General features: G+C 62.5%; 18 protein-coding genes. 14 read left to right on the top strand and 4 right to left on the bottom strand.

The annotated features are described in order from the left end of the window. Nucleotides 1-88 precede the first annotated feature (88 nt). Nucleotides 89-1009 carry a LysR family transcriptional regulator gene (locus tag A3CW_RS0103120; RefSeq protein ID WP_028202265.1) on the bottom strand — a complete coding sequence of 307 codons (921 nt, stop codon included), beginning with the start codon at nt 1007-1009 and terminating at the stop codon, nt 89-91. Nucleotides 1010-1151: 142 nt separating this feature from the next. Here A3CW_RS0103120 and A3CW_RS0103115 point away from each other — a divergent pair, with 142 nt between their 5' ends. The 9 genes from A3CW_RS0103115 (at nt 1152) to A3CW_RS0103075 (ending at nt 13826) form a co-directional block, all read left to right on the top strand. After that, a complete protein-coding gene (locus A3CW_RS0103115; protein WP_028202264.1) occupies nt 1152-2381 on the top strand; it encodes an MFS transporter in 1230 nt (409 codons plus the stop codon). Nucleotides 2382-2456: 75 nt separating this feature from the next. Continuing rightward, nucleotides 2457-5645 (top strand): efflux RND transporter permease subunit, encoded by a 3189-nt coding sequence (locus tag A3CW_RS0103110; protein ID WP_028202263.1) that lies wholly within the window; start codon nt 2457-2459, stop codon nt 5643-5645. Further along, nucleotides 5635-6813, top strand: a complete 1179-nt coding sequence (locus A3CW_RS0103105; RefSeq protein ID WP_028202262.1) for an efflux RND transporter periplasmic adaptor subunit — start codon at nt 5635-5637, stop codon at nt 6811-6813. Before A3CW_RS0103110 ends, A3CW_RS0103105 begins: the two co-directional genes overlap by 11 nt. Then, nucleotides 6806-8230: an efflux transporter outer membrane subunit gene (locus A3CW_RS0103100; protein ID WP_028202261.1), complete on the top strand. Its 1425-nt coding sequence runs from the start codon at nt 6806-6808 to the stop codon at nt 8228-8230. Before A3CW_RS0103105 ends, A3CW_RS0103100 begins: the two co-directional genes overlap by 8 nt. A gap of 27 nt (nt 8231-8257) precedes the next feature. Continuing rightward, a complete protein-coding gene (locus tag A3CW_RS0103095) occupies nt 8258-10051 on the top strand; it encodes a 1-deoxy-D-xylulose-5-phosphate synthase (protein ID WP_028202260.1) in 1794 nt (597 codons plus the stop codon). A 123-nt stretch (nt 10052-10174) separates the two neighbouring features. Next, nucleotides 10175-10375 (top strand): hypothetical protein, encoded by a 201-nt coding sequence (locus A3CW_RS0103090; RefSeq protein WP_028202259.1) that lies wholly within the window; start codon nt 10175-10177, stop codon nt 10373-10375. Between the two features lie 295 nt (nt 10376-10670). Continuing rightward, on the top strand, nt 10671-12536 hold the full coding sequence (gene ilvB / locus A3CW_RS0103085; protein ID WP_028202258.1) for a biosynthetic-type acetolactate synthase large subunit: 1866 nt from the start codon (nt 10671-10673) through the stop codon (nt 12534-12536). Between the two features lie 184 nt (nt 12537-12720). After that, on the top strand, nt 12721-13362 hold the full coding sequence (locus A3CW_RS0103080; protein ID WP_028202257.1) for a DsbA family protein: 642 nt from the start codon (nt 12721-12723) through the stop codon (nt 13360-13362). Nucleotides 13363-13463: 101 nt separating this feature from the next. Further along, nucleotides 13464-13826: a nuclear transport factor 2 family protein gene (locus A3CW_RS0103075; protein WP_028202256.1), complete on the top strand. Its 363-nt coding sequence runs from the start codon at nt 13464-13466 to the stop codon at nt 13824-13826. Between the two features lie 67 nt (nt 13827-13893). On the opposite strand, the gene A3CW_RS0103070 is transcribed toward A3CW_RS0103075, so the two are convergent. Beyond that, nucleotides 13894-14601 carry an SDR family NAD(P)-dependent oxidoreductase gene (locus tag A3CW_RS0103070; RefSeq protein WP_028202255.1) on the bottom strand — a complete coding sequence of 236 codons (708 nt, stop codon included), beginning with the start codon at nt 14599-14601 and terminating at the stop codon, nt 13894-13896. A gap of 149 nt (nt 14602-14750) precedes the next feature. Then, nucleotides 14751-15713: a GlxA family transcriptional regulator gene (locus tag A3CW_RS0103065; protein ID WP_028202254.1), complete on the bottom strand. Its 963-nt coding sequence runs from the start codon at nt 15711-15713 to the stop codon at nt 14751-14753. Nucleotides 15714-16042: 329 nt separating this feature from the next. On the opposite strand from A3CW_RS0103065, the gene A3CW_RS0103060 reads away from it, so the two are divergent. The 3 genes from A3CW_RS0103060 to A3CW_RS45040 all read left to right on the top strand — a co-directional run bounded on the left by A3CW_RS0103060 (nt 16043) and on the right by A3CW_RS45040 (nt 18427). Next, entirely contained in the window at nt 16043-16702 is a 660-nt protein-coding gene (locus tag A3CW_RS0103060; RefSeq protein WP_028202253.1) for a response regulator transcription factor, read from the top strand. A 95-nt stretch (nt 16703-16797) separates the two neighbouring features. Further along, a complete protein-coding gene (locus tag A3CW_RS0103055) occupies nt 16798-17253 on the top strand; it encodes a response regulator (protein ID WP_154677841.1) in 456 nt (151 codons plus the stop codon). A 199-nt stretch (nt 17254-17452) separates the two neighbouring features. After that, a complete protein-coding gene (locus tag A3CW_RS45040; RefSeq protein WP_081771500.1) occupies nt 17453-18427 on the top strand; it encodes a LysR family transcriptional regulator in 975 nt (324 codons plus the stop codon). A 607-nt stretch (nt 18428-19034) separates the two neighbouring features. On the opposite strand, the gene A3CW_RS0103040 is transcribed toward A3CW_RS45040, so the two are convergent. Beyond that, nucleotides 19035-20450, bottom strand: coding sequence for an aminotransferase-like domain-containing protein (locus A3CW_RS0103040; RefSeq protein WP_028202251.1), 1416 nt, complete (start codon nt 20448-20450; stop codon nt 19035-19037). A 451-nt stretch (nt 20451-20901) separates the two neighbouring features. On the opposite strand from A3CW_RS0103040, the gene A3CW_RS0103035 reads away from it, so the two are divergent. Then, nucleotides 20902-21105 (top strand): DUF2970 domain-containing protein, encoded by a 204-nt coding sequence (locus A3CW_RS0103035; RefSeq protein WP_028202250.1) that lies wholly within the window; start codon nt 20902-20904, stop codon nt 21103-21105. A 188-nt stretch (nt 21106-21293) separates the two neighbouring features. Then, nucleotides 21294-21458, top strand: a complete 165-nt coding sequence (locus A3CW_RS53205) for a hypothetical protein (RefSeq protein WP_169739091.1) — start codon at nt 21294-21296, stop codon at nt 21456-21458. Nucleotides 21459-21467: the final 9 nt, after the last annotated feature.

Here is a 21467-nt window from a genome sequence, read left to right as displayed (position 1 = left end):
TCTCGATAACTGGAAGGGAGATTCCCGATGCTAACGGATTCTCTTCCGGCGCGAGCGCGCAGCGCCTTGGCGTAGGCGGCTCAGGCGGTCACGCGCTCACGGCGCTGACGAGTTCGCCCGCCGTGCGCTCGCGCAGGCGCGGCGACGCGAAGTCGAGGAATGCGCGCAGCTTCAGCGGCAGGGGCGCTTGCCCCGCATGCACGAGATTGACGGGCAGCGGCGCCGCTTCAAACGCGTCGAGCACGACGCGAAGCTCGTTGGCGCGAACGGCGCGTGCAACCTGGTAGGACAGCACGCGTATCAGCCCCACGCCGAGGATCGCGGCTTCGATAGCGGCGTCCGCCGTATTCACGGCAAGCCGCGAATGAACCGGTACGGACTGCTCCGACTTGCCGGAGCCGAACGCCCACGCGCGCAGGGAAGCGAGCGCCTCGAAGGTGATGCATTGATGGCCGGTGAGGTCCGCGGGTTCGGCGGGCACGCCATGCTTCGCGAGATAGGCGGGGCTGGCGCAAATGACCCGGCGCACCATGCCCACGCGCGTCGCGATCAACGTGCTATCGGGCAACTCGCCAATGCGGACCGCGACGTCCGCGTGTTCATCCATCAGATGAACGACACGATCCGTCAGCAGGAGATTGATGTCGATCTCCGGATAGTGCGCGAGGAATTCCGCCACCACCGGCACCACGTGCAAGCGGCCAAACGCAACGGGCGCGGTGACCACGAGTTCGCCTTTGGGCGCGGCGTATTCCCCCGTTGCGGCGCGCTCGGCTTCGCCGATGTCTTCGAGAATGCGCCGGCAGGCGGCCACGTAGGCGCTGCCGGCTTCCGTCAATGAAAGCTTGCGCGTCGTGCGGTGAAAGAGACGCGTCTTCAGGTGCGCTTCCAGTTCCCCAACCTTGCGGCTGACCGTGGCGAGCGGCATGTCGAGGCGCCGTGCGGCAGCCGAGAGACTGCCCGCGTCGGCGACCGAAACGAGGATGGCCATGGCTTCGAGGCGATTCATGGACCCTATCAAATAGTGGAAGGATGAATCTTGATCGTGAGGGATTCTCTTCGGAAATGCAAGCGCGTAACGTTCGACCTCAATCTGGATTGCGGCAAACCGCTGCAAAGACCGGAGAAATTCAACGAACAAGGAGGTTGTCGTGAGCGGCTTACCCAGCACCCCAGAAAGTGCAGCTACGCCCGCCGTCGCATCGCGCGGCAAGATCGTCATGATGGCGATCATCGCAGGAGCAGTGATCACCAACATCTATTGCACGCAGCCGATCCTGCCGCTGATCGCTGCGGGTCTGCGGGTCAACATCACAACAGTCGATTTCGTCGCGGGAGCGGCGCTGCTCGGCTTCTCGACCGGCCTCGCGCTGCTGTTGCCGCTTGGCGACCGCTTCGACCGGCGCAAGCTCGTGCTCACGCAAATTGCGCTCGCGCTCGTTTTTGCGGCGACCTCGGCGGTTGCGCCCGGCATCTGGGCGCTGATCGCGGCTTCGTTTGCGCTCGGCATCGTGAGTTGCGTCCCCCAGCAGCTCGTGCCGTTCGCCGCCGTCATGTCGTTGCCGAGCGAGCGGGGTCGTAACGTCGGCACCGTCGTGAGCGGCATCATGGTCGGCATCCTGGTCGGGCGCACGATCGCGGGCGTGATCGGCGCGGCGTGGGGTTGGCGCGCGGTGTATGGCGCGGAAGCCGCGTTCATGGTGCCGGTCTTTATCGCCGCCGCGGTGCTTCTGCCGAAAGGCGTGCCCTCCACGAATCTTTCGTATGGGCGTCTGCTCGCTTCGCTGTGGCCGCTCGTTCGCGACAATCGTCCGATTCGCGAATCGATGATTATCCAGGCGTTGCTGTGGGCCTGTTTCAACGCCTTCTGGGTCAATCTCGCCGCGCTGCTCAAGAGCGGACCGTGGCACCTCGGCAGCGCGTGGGCGGGCGGCTTCGGCATCATCGGCGCGGCCGGCGCGTTCGCCGCCTCGCTGGGCGGCAATGCCACCGACCGCGTGGGCTTCCGCAAGGTCATCGGCGCCAGTATCGGTATCGCGACGCTTGCCTACGTGCTTCTCTCCGGCGCGGCCACGTCGCTCACGCTGCTGATCGTAGGCGTGATCGTGCTCGATATCGGCGTGCAGTCCGGTCTCGTTTCTAACCAGACTCGCGCTTTCTCAGTCGATCCCAAAGCACAAGGCCGGATCAACAGCCTGTATATGACGGCCACCTTCTTCGGCGGCGCAGTCGGTGCGACGGTCAGCGGCTGGCTCATGAGCCGCTTTGGCTGGTCGGGCATCGTCGCCTTCGGTGTCGTACTCGGCATCGTGGCTTCCGCCATCCACTGGATCGGTGCGCCTCGCGAGTCCGCGGGCCGGGTCCCATCAAACGCAGATTGATTCGAGGCATCGGGAATCTGCTTGCTGGAATCCGCCACGGTTAGGGGCGATGCCAGCTTCAATACTGGAATTATCATGATTGGCATCGTGCGCGTTGCGCTGAAACGGCCTTATACCTTCGTCGTGCTGGCCGTGTTTATCCTGATCGTTGGCGTTCTGTCGGCGTTTCGTACCCCTACGGATATTTTTCCTCCGATCAATATCCCGGTGATTAGCGTGGTATGGCAGTACACGGGGCTTTCGCCCGACCAGATGGAAGGTCGTGTGATGGCTCCGTACGAGCGGGTGTTGACGACCACCGTGAACGGTGTTCAACACATCGAGGGCACGTCGCTGACCGGCTACGGCATCGTCAAAATCTTCTTTCAGCCGGGCACCAATATCGGTACCGCGAATGCGCAGGTGACGGCCATTTCGCAGGAGATCTTGAAGCAGTTGCCGCCCTCGGCGACGCCGCCGTTCATCATCAATTACAACGCTTCGACCGTTCCGATTATTCAGCTCGCGCTTTCGGGCAAGGGCCTCTCGGAACAGAATCTGGCGGACCTCGGCAAGAACCAGTTGCGCCCGATTCTCGCGACGGTAAACGGCGCTGCGATCCCGTTTCCGTTCGGCGGCAAGGACCGGCAGGTTCAGATCAACATCAAGCCGTCCGAACTCGAAGCGCGCTCCTTGTCGGCCGAGGATGTGCTCAATGCGTTGACGGCGCAGAACCTGGTCACGCCGGTCGGCACCGAAAAGATCGGCAACTACGAGTACACGCTGCAACTGAACGATGCGCCGGCGACGATCGCGGCCATTGCGAATCTGCCCATCAAGTCGGCCAACGGCACGGTTGTGCACATGCACGATGTCGCCGATGTGACCGACGGCAGCCCGCCGCAGCCCAATATCGTTCACGTGGAAGGCAAGCGTTCGGTGCTGCTCACCGTGTTCAAGAACGGTTCGGCATCCACCTTGTCGATTATCGGCGGAATTCGTCAGAAGGTTGCCGATGCGAAGGCCTCCTTGCCCGACGCGCTTCAGATCGACGCGATTGGCGACCAGTCGATCTTCGTCCGGTCTGCGATCAAGGGCGTGGCGCGCGAGGGCATGATTGCCGCCTTGCTCACGAGCGTCATGATCCTGCTGTTCCTGGGTAGCTGGCGCTCGACGATCATTATCGCGACTTCCATACCGCTCGCGATTCTCGGGTCGATCTCTGTGCTCTCGGTGCTCGGCGAAACGCTCAATATCATGACGCTCGGCGGCCTCGCGTTAGCGGTGGGTATTCTCGTGGACGACGCCACCGTGACCATCGAGAACATCAACTGGCACCTGGAGCAAGGCAAGGACGTCGAAAGTGCGATTCTCGATGGCGCGGCACAAATCGTGACGCCCGCGTTCGTCTCGCTGCTTTGCATCTGCATTGTGTTCGTGCCGATGTTCTTCCTCAATGGCGTGGCGAGGTTCCTGTTCGTGCCGATGGCCGAGTCGGTGATCTTCGCGATGATTTCCTCGTTCATTCTGTCGCGCACCCTCGTGCCGACGATGGCGAAATACCTGCTGAAGACCCAGACGCATGAACAGGGACATCGCGAGTCTTCCAGCGTGTGGGCGCGCTTTCACCGTGGATTCGAGCAGCGCTTCGAGCGCGTGCGCGCGAACTACGCCGCGATGCTCGAACGGGTGCTGGTGCGTCGCCGCACGTTCGTGATTGGCTTCTTTGCATTCGTCGTGGTGTCGTTCGCGTTGATGCCGCTGCTCGGGCGCAACTTCTTCCCGGACGTCGATGCGGGCCAGATCCTGCTGCATGTGCGTGCACCGGTGGGTACGCGTGTGGAGCGAACCTCGGAGATTTTCGCCGAAGTGCAAGCCCAGGTTCGCGCCACGATTCCGCCGTCCGAACTCGGCACCGTAGTGGACAACATTGGACTCTCCACCAGCTCCATCAATACGGCCTACAACAACACGGGCACGATCGGCCCGCAGGACGGCGACATTCAGATCTCGCTGAAGGAAGGCCATGGGCCGACGGCCGCCTACGTGCGCAAGTTGCGCGAATCGCTGCCGCGCGCGTTTCCAGGCGTGACGTTCTCGTTCCCGCCGGCGGACATCGTGAGCCAGATCCTGAACTTCGGCTCGCCCGCACCGATCGACTTGCAGATTCGCGGCAACAATCTGCCGGCCGACTTTGCCTACGCCAACTCGCTGCTGCGTCAGATCCGGTACGTGCCCGGCGTTGTCGATGCGCGCATCGAGCAATCGCAGGCCAATCCGCAATTCAATATCGACGTCGATCGCGACCGCGCGTCGCTTCAGGGCCTGACCGAACGCGATGTGACCAATAGCCTGGTGGTGCACATGGCGGGATCGAGCCAGATCGACCCGACCTACTGGCTCAATGCGGCCAATGGCGTGGAGTATTCGATCGTGCTCCAGACGCCGCAGTACAGCGTGGATTCGCTCTCGTCGCTCGTGAATCTGCCGGTGAGCGGAGGGGCCGAGGCCAACGACGGGCAAATTCTCGGCGGGGTGGCGAGCATTCACCGCACGGCCAGCAACGAAGTGGTGAGCAACTACAACGTGCAGCCGATGGTCGAGGTGTTCGCCACGACCCAGGGCCGCGATCTCGGCGCCGTCGCCGCCGACATTCGCCACATCGTTTCGGCCAACGCCAAGGACGCGCCCAAGGGGGCGAAGGTCGTGCTGCTCGGCCAGGCGCAGACGATGAACAACGCCTTCGGCGGTCTGTCGTTCGGGATTCTGGGCGCCGTGGTGCTGATTTACCTGCTCATCGTCGTCAATTTCCAGTCGTGGTCCGATCCGCTCGTGATCGTGGCGGCCTTGCCTGGTGCGTTGGCCGGCATCGTCTGGATGCTGTTTGCGACGGACACCACGCTCTCGGTGCCCGCACTGACGGGCGCAATCATGTGCATGGGCGTGGCCACGGCCAATTCGATTCTGGTGGTGAGTTTCAGCCGCGAACGTCTGGCCGAGCACGGCGATGCGTTCAAAGCAGCATTGGAAGCCGGTACAACCCGGTTCCGGCCGGTCCTCATGACGGCGCTCTCGATGATCATCGGCATGGCGCCGATGGCATTGAGTCTTGGCGAGGGCGGAGAGCAGAACGCGCCGTTGGGCCGAGCGGTGATTGGCGGACTGCTGTTCGCCACTGCCGCAACGCTTTTTCTCGTGCCCGCTATTTTTTGCATGATCCACTCGCGTCGGGGTCGCACTTCGACGGCCGCGCAGCTTACCGGAGATTCGATCCATGTCCTCTGAACCCACAACGCGCGCCGCGCTCGCGCAACGTCAGCTTTCTTTTACCGGCATTGTCGGCGGTGCGCTCGCCGTCCTCATCGTGGTTGGCGGCGTCTCGCTTCGCATGAAGCATGAGCACCAACTCAAAGACTGGACCGAGGCACAAGCCGTGCCGTCCGTGAATGTCGTCGTGCCCGCCCCGGAGGCGCCGGGTGGCTCGCTGGACCTGCCTGGCAGACTGGAGGCCTTCGAAAGCGCGCCCATCTACGCACGGGTGAGCGGATACCTGAAATCGTGGAGCGTCGACATCGGCACACCGGTGAAGGCCGGCCAGACGCTCGCCGAGATCGAGACGCCGGAACTCGATCAACAGTTGATTCAGGCGAAAGCCGACCTCACGAGCGCGCAAGCCGATGCCGCGCTTGCGAAAACGACCGCCGCACGCTGGCAAAGTCTTTTGGACTCCGATTCAGTGTCGCGCCAGGAGGTCGATGACCGCACGCAGGACTACGTGGCGAAGCAGGCTCGCGTAGCGGCGGCGCAGGCCAATCTGGACCGGCTGGTCGCGACCAAGAGCTTCGCGCGGATCGTCGCCCCGTTCGACGGCGTGATCACCGCGCGCAACACCGACGTCGGCGCATTGATCAATGCGGGCGGCGGGACGGGGCCGCAACTGTTCTCCGTATCGAGCGTGGACAAGTTGCGCGTGTACGTACGCGTGCCGCAGGAATACGTGCCGGCGGTCAAGCCGGGCGGAACCGGCACCTTCACCGTGCCGGAGTATCCCGGCAAGACGTTCACCGCCACGGTCGTGGGTCTGGCCGAGTCGGTCAACGCCGCATCGGGCACGTCGCTCGTCCAGTTGATGGTCGATAACCCAGGTCATGTGCTGTTGCCGGGCGACTTCGTGAATCTGCACTTTGCGCTGCCGGCACGCGCCGACGCATTGCGGGTGCCGGCCAGTGCGCTGATATTCGACAACCGCGGGCTCCGGCTCGCCACCGTCGATCGCAGCGATACCGTTCGGTTCAAACCCGTTTCGATCGTGCAGGACCTCGGCAACGCGGTCGATATCGGCTCGGGGCTGGCGCAAAGCGACCGCGTGATCGATGCGCCGCCCGATGGTCTCGTCGAAGGCGACCATGTTCAGGTGATCGCGCCTACGGCCAAAGGTGGAAAGCATGACTAAGTATCTAAAACTGGCCGTGCTGGTGAGTGCCGTGGCGCTCGCCGCGTGCTCGCTCGCGCCGCATTACGAGGTGCCCGAAACGCCCGTCGCGGCGCAGTACCAGACCCAGGGGCCGTGGACCGTGGCGAGCCCCGCTGACCAGCTAGACCGCGCGGGATGGTGGAAGCTGTACAAGGAGCCCGAACTCGACGACCTCGAGCAGCGGCTGATCGCGAATAACCCCGACCTGAGCGCGGCGCTGTTTCACTATGAGCAGTCGCAGGCGTATATCAGGCAGGTCAAGTCGCAGATGTACCCGCAGGTTTCCGCTGCCGGCAATGTCCAGCGCGAGCGCGAGTCGGACACGCGGCCGTTGCGCAGCCCGACTGGGCCGACCGATTACAACTCGGCCACGCTGGGTGTCGAAGTCGACTACGAAGTGGACCTTTGGGGGCGCGTGCGCGACTCCGTTGCCGCAAGCAAGGACGAAGGGCAGGCGTCGAAAGCGGATCTCGCGTCGACGCAGCTGAGCCTCGAAATCGAGCTGGCCCGAAGCTATATCGACCTGCGGGGTCTCGATCAGCAGATTCAGCTGATCGAGGGGACCCAGGACGCGTACCAGAAGGCGCTCGACTTGACCCGCAACCGCCATGGCGCGGGCATCGTGTCGGGTCTCGACGTGGCGCGCGCCAGCAACCAGTTGTCATCGGTCCAGTCCGAACTCACCCAGGTCAGGGCCAGGCGCGCATTGCTCGAACACGCGGTGGCGGTGCTGGTCGGCGCGTCGCCTTCGGAATTCCAGCTCGCGCCGAGTACCGAATCCATCGCGCTGCCCGTCATTCCGGTCGGGGTGCCGTCGACCTTGCTGCAAAGGCGGCCTGATGTCGCCGCAGCCGAGCGGCGCATCGCGGCGGCCAATTCAAAAATTGGCGTGGCACGCGCGGCGTATTTCCCGACGCTCACGCTCAGCGCGCAAGGCGGCGTGCAAAGCTCGGTGCTCGGCAATCTGCTCAGCCTGTCCAGTTCGTACTGGGCGATCGGACCGTCGCTGGCGGTGTATCTGCTGGACGGCGGCAAGCGCCACGCGCAGCTGGATTCCGCGAAGGAGGCCACGGCCGAAGCCGGCGCGCGCTATCGCAGCGTGGTGCTGGGGTCGTTCCGGCAGGTGGAGGACAACCTCACGTTGCTCGCCGATCTGGGCACCGCAACGAATCAGCAGCAGGACGCCGCCAGTGCCGCCCAAACCGCGCTCAACCTGGCGCTCGCGCGCTATCAGCGCGGCGCGGTGAGCTACCTGGACGTGGTCGAGGCGCAATCCGCCGAGCTTGAGGCGCAACGCAGCGTAATCGCGCTGCGCACGCGGCAACTCGATGCGAATGTCGACCTCATTCACGCGCTCGGCGGCGGCTGGACCACGGACGACCTGAAGGCCGGTTGAATTTCATACATCAAGGACAGCAACGTCATGAACCTGCTTGACATGATCGATTTCCCGAACAATCTGCGCGATCTGGAGGAGCGTGAGCTTCAGCGCCTCGTGGACGAGGTTCGGGAATTCGTGATCGAAAGTGTGTCGAGTACCGGCGGCCACCTGGCATCGAACCTCGGTGTGGTGGAGTTGTCGGTTGCGCTTCACTACGTATTCGACACGCCGCACGATCGCCTGGTGTGGGACGTGGGGCATCAATGCTACCCGCACAAGATCCTGACCGGCCGAAAGGCGGCCATGGCAAGCGTGCGGAAAGTGGGCGGGATGGCCGGTTTTCCCGCGCGCGAAGAGTCGCCTTACGACGCGTTCGGTGTCGGGCACGCCGGCACGTCCATATCGGCGGCAGTCGGCATGGCCCTGGGGCTGCGCGGTCGAGACGCCCGCGTCGTTGCGGTGATCGGCGATGGCTCATTGTCCGCGGGCATGGCCTATGAAGCGCTCAATCACGCGGGGTCCTGCGAAGCGCTGCCGCTGACGATTGTTCTCAATGACAACCGCATGTCGATCTCACCGGCAGTAGGCGGACTGAATGATCATCTCGAGTCGCTGGTTACGCGTTGGCGGGACGAAACGAATGTTCCTCTAGTCAACCTGTTCGAAACACTGGGTCTGGATTACGTCGGTCCCGTCGATGGCCACGATATGGCGAAACTACTCGTCGCGCTGCGGGACGCGAAGACACGCAATCGGCCGCACGTCATTCACGTGGTGACGAAGAAAGGAAAGGGGTATCGACCCGCGGAACTCGAGCCCGTTGCCTACCACGGGCCCAGCCCGTTCGAACCCGAAACAGGGCTGGTGCGCAAGAAAGGCGGCAAGCTGACCTATAGCCAGGTATTCGGCCAATGGCTGTGCGACGCGGCGGCGACGGATGAGCGAATCTTCGGCATCACGCCCGCGATGAGCGAAGGGTCCTGCCTGACTGGATTCGAGCGTCGTTATCGGGATCGCTACATCGACGTGGGTATCGCGGAACAGCACGCTGTCACGCTGGCGGCCGGCCTCGCCGTTGAAGGAATGCGGCCCGTGGTCGCTATCTATTCGACGTTTCTTCAGCGCGGGTATGACCAGCTGATTCACGATGTCGCCCTGCAGAATCTGCCGGTGCTGTTCGCGCTGGATCGCGCGGGGATTGCCGGCGGCGATGGTGCCACGCACCTGGGCGCGTTCGACATTGCGGCCCTGCGTTGCGTGCCGAATATGGTGGTGATGACCCCGTCCGATGAAAAGGAATGCTATCGCATGCTGAACACCGGCCTGGCGTGGCCTGGACCGTGCGCCGTGCGATATCCGCGCGCGACAACCGGATCTGAAGTCATTGAGCAGACGAAAGAGACGCTGCCGCTCGGCAGAGGCGTGATTTGCCGCGTGTCAGGCAAGCAGGGCGGCGCGCGGGTGGCGTTTCTGGCGTTTGGGCCCTTGCTCTCGGTCGCGATGGAAGTCGCAAAGGAGATCGATGCGACGGTGGTCGACATGCGCTTCGTCAAGCCGCTCGATGAAGACTTGTTGCTGACGGTTGCAAACGAGCACGAGGTGATCGTGACACTCGAAGAAGGCACCGTGATTGGCGGAGCGGGTGCCGCATGCGCCGAACGGATCGCGGCGGAAGGGTGGGCCGTACGCATGCTGCGGCTCGGACTTCCCGATGCGTTTGTCCCGCACGGCGACCGTTCCGAACTGCTCCGGTTGAATGGCCTGGGTGTCGCAGGCGTGCGGGAAGCCGTTCTGGCGTTCACCGAGGCGGTAGACGTACTCGACGAGGTTGGATGATCGCCTCGTGCCGCCGGTTTGGGTTACGCGATGTAAAGAGTGAATTGAGGCGGGCCTGGTTGGTGGCATGGGGCGTTGATCCTATAGTTATCGACACTGGTTATCCAGACAGAGAGGTGAAACATGAAGTTCGCGATGAAAACTGAAATCCGCACGGACGATCTTGCGACGATCGTGCATGCGATGAAGTCCGTGGACGCCGACGCGAAGGTCGATGTCGATGTGGGCGCGCAAACCGTGAGCGTCGATTCGTGGTTGATGCCCGAAGAGTTTCTCGTCGCGTTCTACGACGAGAACATGGACGTGGGCATTGCCGAATGGTAGGAACGGTCAGTCGTCAGCCGCGGTGGCCCGGATGCGACGCATCCTGGCCCATAAACAACCGTATTGCTGACGCGCGCCGCTTCAATCGTTGTCAGAATTCCTGAAACCCTTTCTCACGGTATTTCCAGGCGCACGTCAAAAGAGTGCCGGGTGGACTGTGCTTCTTGCGGAGAACCCGCTGAAGCCTTCGTCCACGAGCTGGTAGGGGACATACGCTGTTCTTGAGTCGGAAGGGAAATGATTTCCGTTGTGTGGCCGCTGATCGCATCAGCGCCCGTTTCCGTGCGAGTCAGGTATGACCCAGAACCCCAAAATTGCTCCAGAAAGCCCCCAGAAAGCGCCGCTGCCCGGCGAACCGATGTCGGGTGCCGACATCATCTTGCGCGTACTTAGCGAACAGGGTGTCGATACCGTGTTCGGCTATAGCGGCGGCGCGATCCTGCCGACCTACGACGCGGTGTTTCGTTTCAACGAGCTGCACGCCGGCGAGCCCGAGCGTCAGATCAATCTCGTCGTCCCCGCCAACGAACAGACCGCCGGTTTCATGGCCGCGGGGTACGCGCGCGCGAGCGGAAAGGTCGGCGTGTTCATGGTGACGTCGGGTCCCGGCGCGACCAATGCGGTGACGCCGATTGCCGACTGCAATGGCGATTCGGTCCCGGTGGTCCTCATCTGCGGGCAGGTGCCGCGTGCCGCGATCGGCAGCGACGCGTTCCAGGAAGCGCCGGTGTTCAACATCATGTCGGCGTGCGCCAAGCAGGTGTTTCTCGTTACCGACCCGGACAAGCTCGAACAGACGCTGCGCACGGCGTTCGAAGTCGCGCGCACCGGTCGTCCGGGGCCAGTTGTGGTGGATGTGCCCAAAGACATCCAGAACTGGACCGGCACGTGGCAGGGGCACGGCACGCTGGCGTTTCGCGGCTACTCTGACCGTCTTCGCAAGGTGGCGAAGGGAGCACGTCTCGATGCAGGCAAGCGCGACGAATTCTTCGATCTGCTGGCGCAAAGCAAGCGCCCGCTGCTGTATGCGGGCGGGGGCGTCATGACGGCCGGCGCCACGGCGGAGTTGCGCCAGTTCGCCGAGCGCTACCGCATTCCCGTGGTGAACACGTTGATGGGGCTCGGCACGATATCCGTGAAGCACGAGCTGGGGCTCGGCATGCTGGGTATGCACGGCGCGGCTTGCGCGAACTACGCGGTGGAAGATTGTGACTTCCTGATTGCCGTGGGCGCGCGATTCGACGATCGCGTCGCCGGCGGCCGCCCTCACGCCTTTGCGCCGCGAGCGCGCCATGTCGCGCACATCGATATCGACGAGGCGGAGATCAACAAGGTGAAGCGCGCGCACTGGACTCACGTGGGCGACGCGAAGGACGCGTTGCTTTCGCTGATGCAACACGAAGCGCACCTGCAGGCGCCGTTGGCGTGGCTCGACCACATCAGGGAGCTGAAGCAGCGCTACGGCATGAATTATGACCGCGCCAGCCCGCTCATTCAGCCGCAGTTCGTGGTGGAAAGGCTGAGCGAGATTACCGGCGGGCGGGCTATCGTCACCACGGGCGTGGGCCAGCACCAGATGTGGGCCGCGCAGTTCTTCGACTTTGTGGAGCCGCGTAGTTTTCTCACCTCGGGCAGCATGGGGACGATGGGCTTTGGCCTGCCCGCTGCGATCGGCGCGCAGATGGGGCGCCCGGATGCCCTCGTGATCGACATCGACGGTGACGGCAGCATGCGCATGAATATCGGCGATCTGGAGACCGCGACCACCTATGGCGTGCCGGTCAAAGTGCTGCTGTTCAACAATGTCGGTGACGGGATGATCCGGCAGTGGCAGCGTCTCTTTTACGACGGGCGCCTGTGCGTGAGCGACAAGTCGCTGCATCGAAAGGACTTTGTCATGGCCGCGCGTGCCGACGGGTTCGAGTTCGCGCAGCGCGTCGAGGCGCTGAGCGAAGTCGAGGAAAAACTCAGGGCGTTCGTCGCGTTCGACGGGCCGGCTTTCCTCGAAGTGATGATCGATCAGGATGCCGATGTGTTTCCGATGGTCGGGCCGGGCATGAGCTACTCGGACATGATCACCGGCCCGTTCATCCCGTCGAGGGATGGCGAGGAGTCGGGGAGCCCGCGTGCAGGGCATCAATCCGCTTCGGACATGTTCTAGGCCAGCACAACCGCGCCAGTCTGCTCGCGGGGCGCATGGCGTCTTTCCGCCATGTAACAAAAGAAGTTCTGGCTACGGCGTTTATCGAGTCAGGCTGCAACCCTATAGTCATTCCGATGGCTGGGAGCGATGCGGGGCATGGGGTCCTGCGGGCCCCGCATTGTCTCTTGATGAGCGAGCAAGAATGAAACTGATCTATGTTGGCGATCCGATGTGTTCGTGGTGCTATGGCTTTGGCAAGGAGCTTTCGGCGCTCGTCGCGCGCGTGCCGGACCTGAAACTGGAAATCGTGGTCGGCGGGATTCGCGCCGGCGCGACCGATGTTCTCGACGCAACCGGCAAGCGTTTCCGGCTGCAGCACTGGCAGCGCGTGGAAGCGCTGAGCGGCTTGCCGTTCAACCGCGAAGCGTTCATGGGGCGCGAGGGGTTTGTCTACGATACCGAGCCCGTGTGCCGTGCCGTCGTGGCGGCGCGCCGCTTCGCCAGTGGCGACGCCTTGCTCTCGGTGTTCCGCGCGCTCCAGAACGGGTTCTATGTGCAAGGGCTGGATACGACCGACGGTAGCGTGTTGAGTGAAATCGCCGCAACGGCGCTGGACGCCGTGGGCGTTCAGGTCAGTGCCGACGCGTTCTACCGGGCATGGGCGGCAGCAGAAACGAAAGAAGAGACGCAGCGCGATTTCGCCCGCGCACGAGCGCTTGGCGTCGCGTCGTTCCCGACCTTGCTGCTTGAAGAACAGGGCCGGACGTACGCCGTGCATTCGGGCTATGCGAGCGTCAACGCGCTCGAAGAAAGACTCAACGAGATCGAGGGGCCGCTTGCCTGACCGTGTTTGATCCAGGTTGTTCGAAGCGGGCTGCGCGAGCGATTGCGCAGCCCGCTTCGACTTCCCGGACCGAGGCTTGAATCCATAAGGAGAGTGATGCAATGAACGATAGCAACGAAATCGTCGAACTCGTCCAGCGCTATTTCGACGCCACCTGGCGCGGCGATGTGGAGCAGTTGAGAACGGTGTTCGATGCGCGCGCGATCGTGGCGGGGGAGGTGAACGGCGAGCCCTACTACAAGACGATCGACGAGTATCTTGCGGGCGTCGCAAACAGGAAATCGCCGGCCGAATTAGGCGAGCCGGTCGAAACGGAACTGCTGATGCTCGATGTTCAGAAGAACATCGCGACGGCGAAACTGCACGTACGCATGCTGGGTTTCAACTACTACAATTATTTTTCGATCATGCGCCAGCGCGACACATGGCTCGTCATTACGAAGACGCTAACCAACGTGGCATAAGCGGCCGCCTCGCGCCCACGCCCCGACGGCCCATCCAGGCCGGGGGGCGCGGGCGACGCACAACCGCTTATTGGCCTGCGCTCTGGCCGCCGTCCACGTGCAGGATCTCGCCCGTCACGAACGGTGCCGAGTCGAGATAGAGAATCGCATTGACGATGTCGCTCATTTCGCCCATGCGACCGACCGGATGCATCGCGCCGAGCGTGGCGTGCGTTTCGGGCGCATGCATCGGCGACTTGATCACCCCAGGCGAAACCGCGTTGGCACGGATGCCAGCACGCGCATACTCGATTGCGAGCGACCGCGTCGCAGCGTTCAGGCCGCCCTTGGTGAGCGACGCAAGAACGGAAGGGACTTTACTGTTCGCCTTGTCGGCAAGCGTGGTGGTGACGCTCACCACGTGGCCGCTGCCGTGCTTCTGCATCGCTTCGATCGCGTATTGCGTGATGTGGAAGAAGCCGTTCAGGTTGACGTTCAGGATCGCGGCGTAGTCGTCGGCGGTGTACTGCGTGAAGGGCTTCGCAATGAAAATGCCCGCGTTGTTGACGAGCGTATCGACACGGCCGAAGTGCTCGATGGCGGCGTTCACCACGCGGCGGGCCGTGGCGGCGTCGCCGATGTCGCCGGCCACGGCGACATAGTCGGCCTCGGCGGCCGGCGTGATGGAACGGGCCGTGGCGACCACGCGATGGCCTTGTGCGCGGAACGCCTTGACGGTTTCCGCGCCGATGCCTTGCGATGCTCCGGTGACGATGACGACCTTGGAAGTGCTCATTGTGTGTCTCGCAGTATGGGTATGCCGGCCGGTTGGCCGTTCGAATCGACGGATCCGATGGGGATGCACTCTAGGCGCATCCGTTGCGAGTGCGAACACACACCATGGACAAAGAGTCTTGCGCCGCGAGAACAAATCGCGGCGATCACTCAGGCGGCGGCCTCGGTAGTGTGGGACTGTTGGCGGTATTGCCGGGGGGTGACCTTGAGGCGCCGTTGAAACACCATGCGCATGTGCGTGGCGTTATGAAAGCCACAGTCGAACGCAACGGTTTTCATCGGGATGTTGCGCTCCTCCAGGAGCCGCTTTGCAGCACCGACGCGGACCTGGTCCACGAATGCGGAAGGTGTCGTGTGGAGGTACTTCGCAAAGATCCTCGATAGCGTGCGCCGGCTCACGTAGACCGCCTCGGCGAGTTGCTCTATCGAAAGCACATCGGAAAGATGGTCGTCGATATGGCGTCGTACTTTGCCGATAATCGAACTTTCATCGGTGAGCGGCGCATCGTCAGGATTTCGTTGGTAGGGCTCGCTCTGCAGATTGGCGCCAAGCCGTCGTGCCACTTGTTCGGCGAGCTTCTGGCCCCAGTCTTGCGCGATGAGCGCGAGGCCAAGATCGAGTCCGGCAGTCGCGCCAGCAGACGAAATCAGGCGTCCATCGCGAATCAGGTTCTTGTCGGGACGGATGCGGGCTCGCGGGAATTCACTGGCCATCCGGCTCGCGTCGCTCCAGCGCGCGGCAATCTCCTTGCCATCGAGCAGACCGGCGCTCCCGAGCAGCCATGCGCCGTTGCAAACGCAGCCGTATCGCTTCGACTCGAATGCGCGGCGCCGCAGCCAGTCCAGCAAATCCTGTTTCGGCCGGGCGTGCGTTGCGTGGGCGGCGCCTGTTACCAGCAGCACATCGATGTTTGCGCGAAAGTCGGCATAGGCCCATGGAACGCAAAGCTGCATGGCGTTCGAACAGGCAACTTCGCCTGCGTGCGCGCCAATGAGGGGCACCTGATACTGGCGCGTCTCGCCGAGCAACCGGTTCGCTTCGGAGAACACGTCGAGCAGGCCCGCCATATCCATGGCCTGTACACCATCCAGCACCACAATAGCGACTTTCATTTTGCGCACCCAACCTGACCGATGATCCCGATAGCGCGATGACCCGCTGGAACAAGGTTAAGCGTGCAGCGTCAGGCTGACCATTCTCCGAATGGCTGAAGCTGCATCTTGCTGGCATGTGGTCCCTCATACGCAGGGATGAGCCGTGTAGTTCCCAGGCGTGGTGCGCCAAAAGCCGCCGGGCTACCGCGCATGATTTATGGGGGCGCCTGCTTCAAAGGAAGACACTGCTTACCGTGCGCAAGCGGTGGCGATAAGTCTTGCTATTGCTTACCATATGGCGAGCATCGGCACTTTTTCGCCATCACGAACTTTTCGAAGATCGAGCGATGAAACACGATAGCGTTGGGACGCGAAGTGAACAATTACCGGACTCGCTCGTGTACGTGATCGACGACGACGAGTCCATTCGAGGCGCGCTAACCAGTCTGCTCATGTCCGTGGGCATCGAGGTGCGGGCGTTCGAATCGGCTGACGAATTTCTCGCCGGGAAAATGCCGGACGTGCCGAGCTGTCTCATTCTCGATATCCGGTTGCGCGGCGAGAGCGGTCTCACGCTGCAGCAGGAAGCCTTCAAAGAGAGCATTCGATTTCCCATCGTCTTCCTGACGGGACATGGCGATATAGGCATGACGGTCAAGGCGATGAAAGCGGGCGCTTTCGATTTCATGACAAAACCATTCAAGGATCAGGACCTGCTCGATACGATCGCCGCGGCGCTCAAACGCGATGGCGAATTGCGGCGCCAGGCGAGACTCGTTGCGGGCATCCGTCAAGCGTACGATTCGCTCACCGCACGCGAGCGCGAAGTGATCGGACTGGTGACGGAAGGTCTGCTAAACAAACAGATTGCCGACCTCCTGTGCCTTAGCGAGGTCACGGTCAAGATCCATCGGGCCCAGGCCATGCACAAGCTCAATGCGCGCTCCGTGGCCGAACTCATCAAGAAGTTGCAACAGGTGCAGCCGGCTCCTCAGAGCGCCAGATAGGCATTTGCCCTTTCGCTGCGCAATGGCTGCCTGCGTCAGCGCGCGGATCTCGCCCCGCTAATACGGACTGTCGCAAGAATCATCCGAAGGTGTGATTGCTGGCCCCTCGGCGGGCTTGTATTTTGCAGAAAGATTCAACCTCTCTGCATCTTTCGATGGCCACCGGAACCCAGATAACACCCGCGCGCTCGTCTGCAACCATCGCCATGGTGGACGACGATGAATCCGTCCGGATGGCGCTGTCCAGTTCGCTGCGTTCGGCGAGCTGGAACGTCGTCGACTACGCGTCCGCCGGCCAGCTTCTGGGCGATACGCGCCGCTCGAAACTGAAACTCGTCGTTGCCGATATCCAGATGCCGGGCATGGACGGCTTTGCGCTGCTCGAGTCGATCAAGCGATGGAAGCGTCCGATCCCCGTCATTTTCGTGACCGCGCATGTGACCGAGGACGTGCGCGAGCGGGCAAAAAGTAACGGCGCCGCCGGCTTCTTTTCGAAGCCCGTGGATGACGCACGACTTCTCGCACTGGTGAGTGAATTGCTGAAGACGTGACGTGGCCGCAGGTCCGGAATTCGGGCGCTGCCGGGTCTGACGCGAGCGCCGCTATGCCGGCCGCTCGTTCAGGCCATCCGAATGTATTAACCGCGCACGCGCCTGCATAAGGCATCGCACCATATCGGACGATACCGCCGCACGGCTTGCGCGCCTACGCTTGACTCGTCGGCCAGGCAATAAACTTGTGAGGTGCGAGATGGATCAGCTTTACATGTTGCGCGCATTCGTCGCCGCTGCGCGGTATCAGAGTTTCAGCAAGGCCGCCGAATCGTTGAACGTGACCACCGGTTCCGTTTCGAAAGCGATCGCCAGGCTCGAAGAATGCGTCCAGACGAGAGTCTTGCTCAGGACCACGCGGTCGGTTTCCTTGACGGACGCCGCGCAATCGTACTACCTGATTTGCTGCCGTTTGCTCGAAGAGCTCGACGAGGCGAACCGGCGCATTGCGATGGAGCATGAGGTCAACGGCGGAAAGTTACGGCTTGTCGTGCATCCCATGCTGGTGGGCGGAACATTCTCGCGCCTGGTACGACGTTATCGCGCCATCGCGCCTCATGTGAGTCTGGTGGTGTGCGTTCAGGATCACGCCACGAACCTGTTCGACGGCCGTTTCGATATCGCCATGCTTCCGCCTCAGCTCGTGGAGCAGTCCACGGTGATTCGCCGGACGCTATTGCGCTCGCCTCGCATTCTCGTGGCCGCTCCCGCGTATCTCGAACAATACGGTGCACCGGAATCCGCTGCGAAGCTCGCCAGTCATTTTCTGCTGATCGATCCGGAAACGAGAAAGAAGAGTGCGGACTCCATCGATCTCCATGAGGGCGGCCGGAAAGTGAGCATAGCGCCCATGTCGTCGATGGAAGGCAACGAGGCGCTGCTGCGCGCGGCAGCGCTCGACGGCACCGGCATTGCCACGCTGCCTGAAGCCATGGTTCGCGAAGATATCGATATGGGGGATCTCGTGCACGTCCTGCCGGAGTGCACGGTATCGGATAGCAGCGTTGAACTGTGCCTCTTCTACGCTCACCGGGAACTGATCCCGGCGCGGCTCAGGATGTTCGTCGACTTCTGCACCGAGTTCTATCGGGCGCCCGCGAAGGCGGGTGCCGATGACGTGATACGCATACCGCAACCGGTCAAGCGAAGCGAAGCGCTCGCGATGATGGCATGACGGCTTCCCGCGAGAGTCAAGCGAGTGCGTTCAGCGCCGAAGAGGTCGCGATGTCTTACGTATTGCACAACTGGATATTCGTTGGCAGTACTGCTTATGACGAATACACCTTCGTTCCCTGGCTCAACAGGAACGTCTACCGCCGCACGGTGGATTTGAGCCGTGTTTGCCTGCTGAGAGCGTGCGCGCGCACAGCGCAGGCCGGCTTCCCGATATTCCCATGGAATGGAAGGATCATTCCCGAGGTTGCGGGATTCTCTTGATTGGTGAAAGTGATTAATCTGGCCAGGCTGTTTCCCCGGAGGCGTCGCCTCCCTCACCTTGCTAGAGAGATTGAAATGAAATTGCTTACTGCTGTCCTTTTTGCTTGCTCGCTGTCGGCCAGCGTCGCTGTCCACGCCGAATCCCTCGCTCCCGCGCATACGGAGGCTCAACAAACGGCCCAGGCCGATACGTCCCGGGCGAATACGTATCAGGCGCCGCGGCGTCCGGCTACGACGCCGGCACGGGACGCCAATACCTGTGTGGGGCCGGCGAGTTTCTGCAACCTGTTCTTTGGCAGTTAAGGTCGCTATGGGCTGGCGCCGCGCGCATCGATCGATCGCGATCAGGCACACACATCGGGATGAACGAGCAGTTCGCCCAGTGTGCGGATCGCCTCGTCGATGCGCGCCGACCAGGGATGTCCGTAGTTGAGCCGTATGCAGTTTTCGAATGCACGTGACGCGGAAAAGAGCGGGCCGGGCGCGACACTGATCCCGCGTTCGATCGCGAGACGATGGAGCGCCATGGCGTCGATGCGCTCGCGGAACGTGAGCCACAGAAAATAGCCGCCCTCGGGCCGCGTGTACTGCGTGCCTTCAGGCAGCCATCGGCGGATCGCCTCGATCATCGCATCGCGCTGCGTCTGCATGGCTAGCCGGATCTTCTTCAAATGACGCTCGTAGCCGCCATGCTCCAGGTAGTCGGCAATGCCGGCCTGGGCGGGAATGCTCGCCGAGATCGTCGTCATGAGCTTCAGGCGCTGCACGCGTTCTGCGAAGCGCCCAGCGCTCGCCCATCCCACGCGATAACCCGGCGCCAGATTCTTCGAAAACGAGCCGCAGTGCATGACGAGGCCACGCCGGTCGAACGCGATGGCCGGCGGCGGATAGTTCGGCGCGTAGTGCAGCTCGCCGTACACGTCGTCCTCGATGAGCGGGACCTCATGTTTCGCGAGCAGTTCGACTAGCGCTTCTTTCTTTGCCGCCGACAGCGTGACGCCCGTGGGGTTCTGGAAATTCGTCATGAACCAGCAGGCGCGGATGGGGTGCTTGTCCAGCGCTTGCGCCAGCGCGTCGAGGTCGAGCCCCGTGGCGGTATCGACGGGAATTTCGACCGCGCGCAGGCCGAGCCGCTCGATCGCCTGAAGCGCGGCATAAAAGCCCGGCGACTCCACGGCGACGATATCGCCGGGCTGCGTGACCGCCATCAGACAAAGGTTGAGCGCTTCCAGCGCGCCGTTGGTGATGATGATGTCCTCGGCCGGCTGCGAGATGCCGACCCGCATGTAGCGCAGCGCAATTTGCCGCCGCAGGTTCTCGTTGCCGGGCGGCAGATCGACCACCGTGCTCCACGGGCTCACGCTGCGCGCCGCCTGGCCGAGCGATTTCGCCAGGCGCGACAGCGGAAACAGCAGCGGGGAAGGGAAGGCGGAGCCGAGCGGCACGATGCCGGGGCGCTTGGCGGCATCGAGCACGGAGAACACCAGCTCGCTGATATCGACGGTGGCGGATTCGCCCGTCGTTGCGCGCGATTCCGTCTTGCTGGGCTTCGAGGGCGGCGCGACGTAGTAGCCCGAACGTTCTTCGGCGCGCACGAGGCCCCACTGTTCGAGCACGTAGTAAGCACGCGCCGCCGTGGACTGACTCACGCCGTGCTGCGCAATGATTTGCCGCAGCGACGGCATGCGTGAGCCCGGCTTCAGGTTGCCGGAGCGAATCTCGGCGGCCATGCTCTGTGCGAGGCGTTCATAGCGTGTCATGCGTCCGGGGTCTTCCAGAGAGGTCATGGGTGGACTCGTGCTTCGATCGATTTTCTCATGGCGCACCGGACGGGAAATCCGGTCTGCTACGGTCAATTATGCGTCGACTGCTTCTATACGTGCTTGCGCCGGGGGCGGATCATTGCGGGCAGTGCGTATCGCAGTCCGGGTCTGTTCTCCCGGGATGCGCCGGGATTACTGCGCGAGTGCCTGGATCATCACCTAAACCCGCAGAGCTTGCGGCTCTTTTTGCCTGTAGCGTGGCAAGCCTTTCGCCCCGGTGCGCGAGTACCGGGGCGTTTCTTTTTCTGTTTGTTCGTTGCGCACAGGCAGCCAGCGCGTGCATCGGCTGCATCGCTCGAATCGTTCGTAACTGCTGCTTTTTTTGTGAGTGCGCAAGGTTGAAGATCAGGCTATCCGATCGACCTGATCGACGTAACCGGAGTCAATGATGGAACTCGTTCGAATGATGCGCATGGTTCTGTGGAGCTTCTTCGGCGTGCGCAAGAGCGCGTCGCACGAAGCGGATCTCGCCAGCGTGAACTTCAAGTGGCTGCCGTTCGTGGCGGTTGTGCTGGCCGCGATGATTGGGGCTTGCATACTGGGTGTCGTGCTGCTGGTCGCGCATTCTACGGGAACCGCACAAGGCTTCTGAGCATCCGGTGCCGCCGAAAACATGGGGGCGCCGGCGAATCATCGTGAGACGTGTGATTGTTCGGCGTTTCATAACGGTGATTTCGTCCGCGCCGCGTTGATCTTTGTGGTGCCGCGCGTAATCTGACTATCAGGAAGCGCTGCGTTCACGCGACGCGATTCACCCAGTTTTCAGGCAAGGAGTGTGAGATGGATATCCTCAATCTCGCCCGTCAATCCGGCATGACGGTTGTGCTCGACGCACGTATCGGCCAACAGGAATACCAGTCCGTTCACAGCAGCGTGGCCGCGCTGGAACGGTTCGCCGCGCTGCTCGAGGCGCACAGGCAAGCCGAATCCGGCAAGCGTATCTGATTGGATCGT

This window comes from Paraburkholderia nodosa DSM 21604 (assembly GCF_000519185.1).
Taxonomy (GTDB): domain Bacteria; phylum Pseudomonadota; class Gammaproteobacteria; order Burkholderiales; family Burkholderiaceae; genus Paraburkholderia; species Paraburkholderia nodosa.
The sequence above is the reverse complement of the archived record's forward strand: the minus strand, read 5'-3'. Positions and strand labels throughout refer to the sequence as shown.

Bases quoted from the DNA above. Each gene is read 5' to 3' on its own strand.
- A3CW_RS0103120 (WP_028202265.1), bottom strand. From the start codon at position 1,009: ATGAATCGCCTCGAAGCCATGGCCATCCTCGTTTCGGTCGCCGACGCG.
- A3CW_RS0103070 (WP_028202255.1), bottom strand. From the start codon at position 14,601: ATGAGCACTTCCAAGGTCGTCATCGTCACCGGAGCATCGCAAGGCATC.
- A3CW_RS0103105 (WP_028202262.1), top strand. From the start codon at position 5,635: ATGTCCTCTGAACCCACAACGCGCGCCGCGCTCGCGCAACGTCAGCTT.
- A3CW_RS0103110 (WP_028202263.1), top strand. From the start codon at position 2,457: ATGATTGGCATCGTGCGCGTTGCGCTGAAACGGCCTTATACCTTCGTC.
- A3CW_RS0103095 (WP_028202260.1), top strand. From the start codon at position 8,258: ATGAACCTGCTTGACATGATCGATTTCCCGAACAATCTGCGCGATCTG.
- ilvB (WP_028202258.1), top strand. From the start codon at position 10,671: ATGACCCAGAACCCCAAAATTGCTCCAGAAAGCCCCCAGAAAGCGCCG.
- A3CW_RS0103035 (WP_028202250.1), top strand. From the start codon at position 20,902: ATGGAACTCGTTCGAATGATGCGCATGGTTCTGTGGAGCTTCTTCGGC.
- A3CW_RS0103065 (WP_028202254.1), bottom strand. From the start codon at position 15,713: ATGAAAGTCGCTATTGTGGTGCTGGATGGTGTACAGGCCATGGATATG.
- A3CW_RS0103100 (WP_028202261.1), top strand. From the start codon at position 6,806: ATGACTAAGTATCTAAAACTGGCCGTGCTGGTGAGTGCCGTGGCGCTC.
- A3CW_RS0103090 (WP_028202259.1), top strand. From the start codon at position 10,175: ATGAAGTTCGCGATGAAAACTGAAATCCGCACGGACGATCTTGCGACG.
- A3CW_RS45040 (WP_081771500.1), top strand. From the start codon at position 17,453: ATGGATCAGCTTTACATGTTGCGCGCATTCGTCGCCGCTGCGCGGTAT.
- A3CW_RS0103075 (WP_028202256.1), top strand. From the start codon at position 13,464: ATGAACGATAGCAACGAAATCGTCGAACTCGTCCAGCGCTATTTCGAC.
- A3CW_RS0103040 (WP_028202251.1), bottom strand. From the start codon at position 20,450: ATGACACGCTATGAACGCCTCGCACAGAGCATGGCCGCCGAGATTCGC.
- A3CW_RS0103080 (WP_028202257.1), top strand. From the start codon at position 12,721: ATGAAACTGATCTATGTTGGCGATCCGATGTGTTCGTGGTGCTATGGC.
- A3CW_RS53205 (WP_169739091.1), top strand. From the start codon at position 21,294: ATGGATATCCTCAATCTCGCCCGTCAATCCGGCATGACGGTTGTGCTC.
- A3CW_RS0103060 (WP_028202253.1), top strand. From the start codon at position 16,043: ATGAAACACGATAGCGTTGGGACGCGAAGTGAACAATTACCGGACTCG.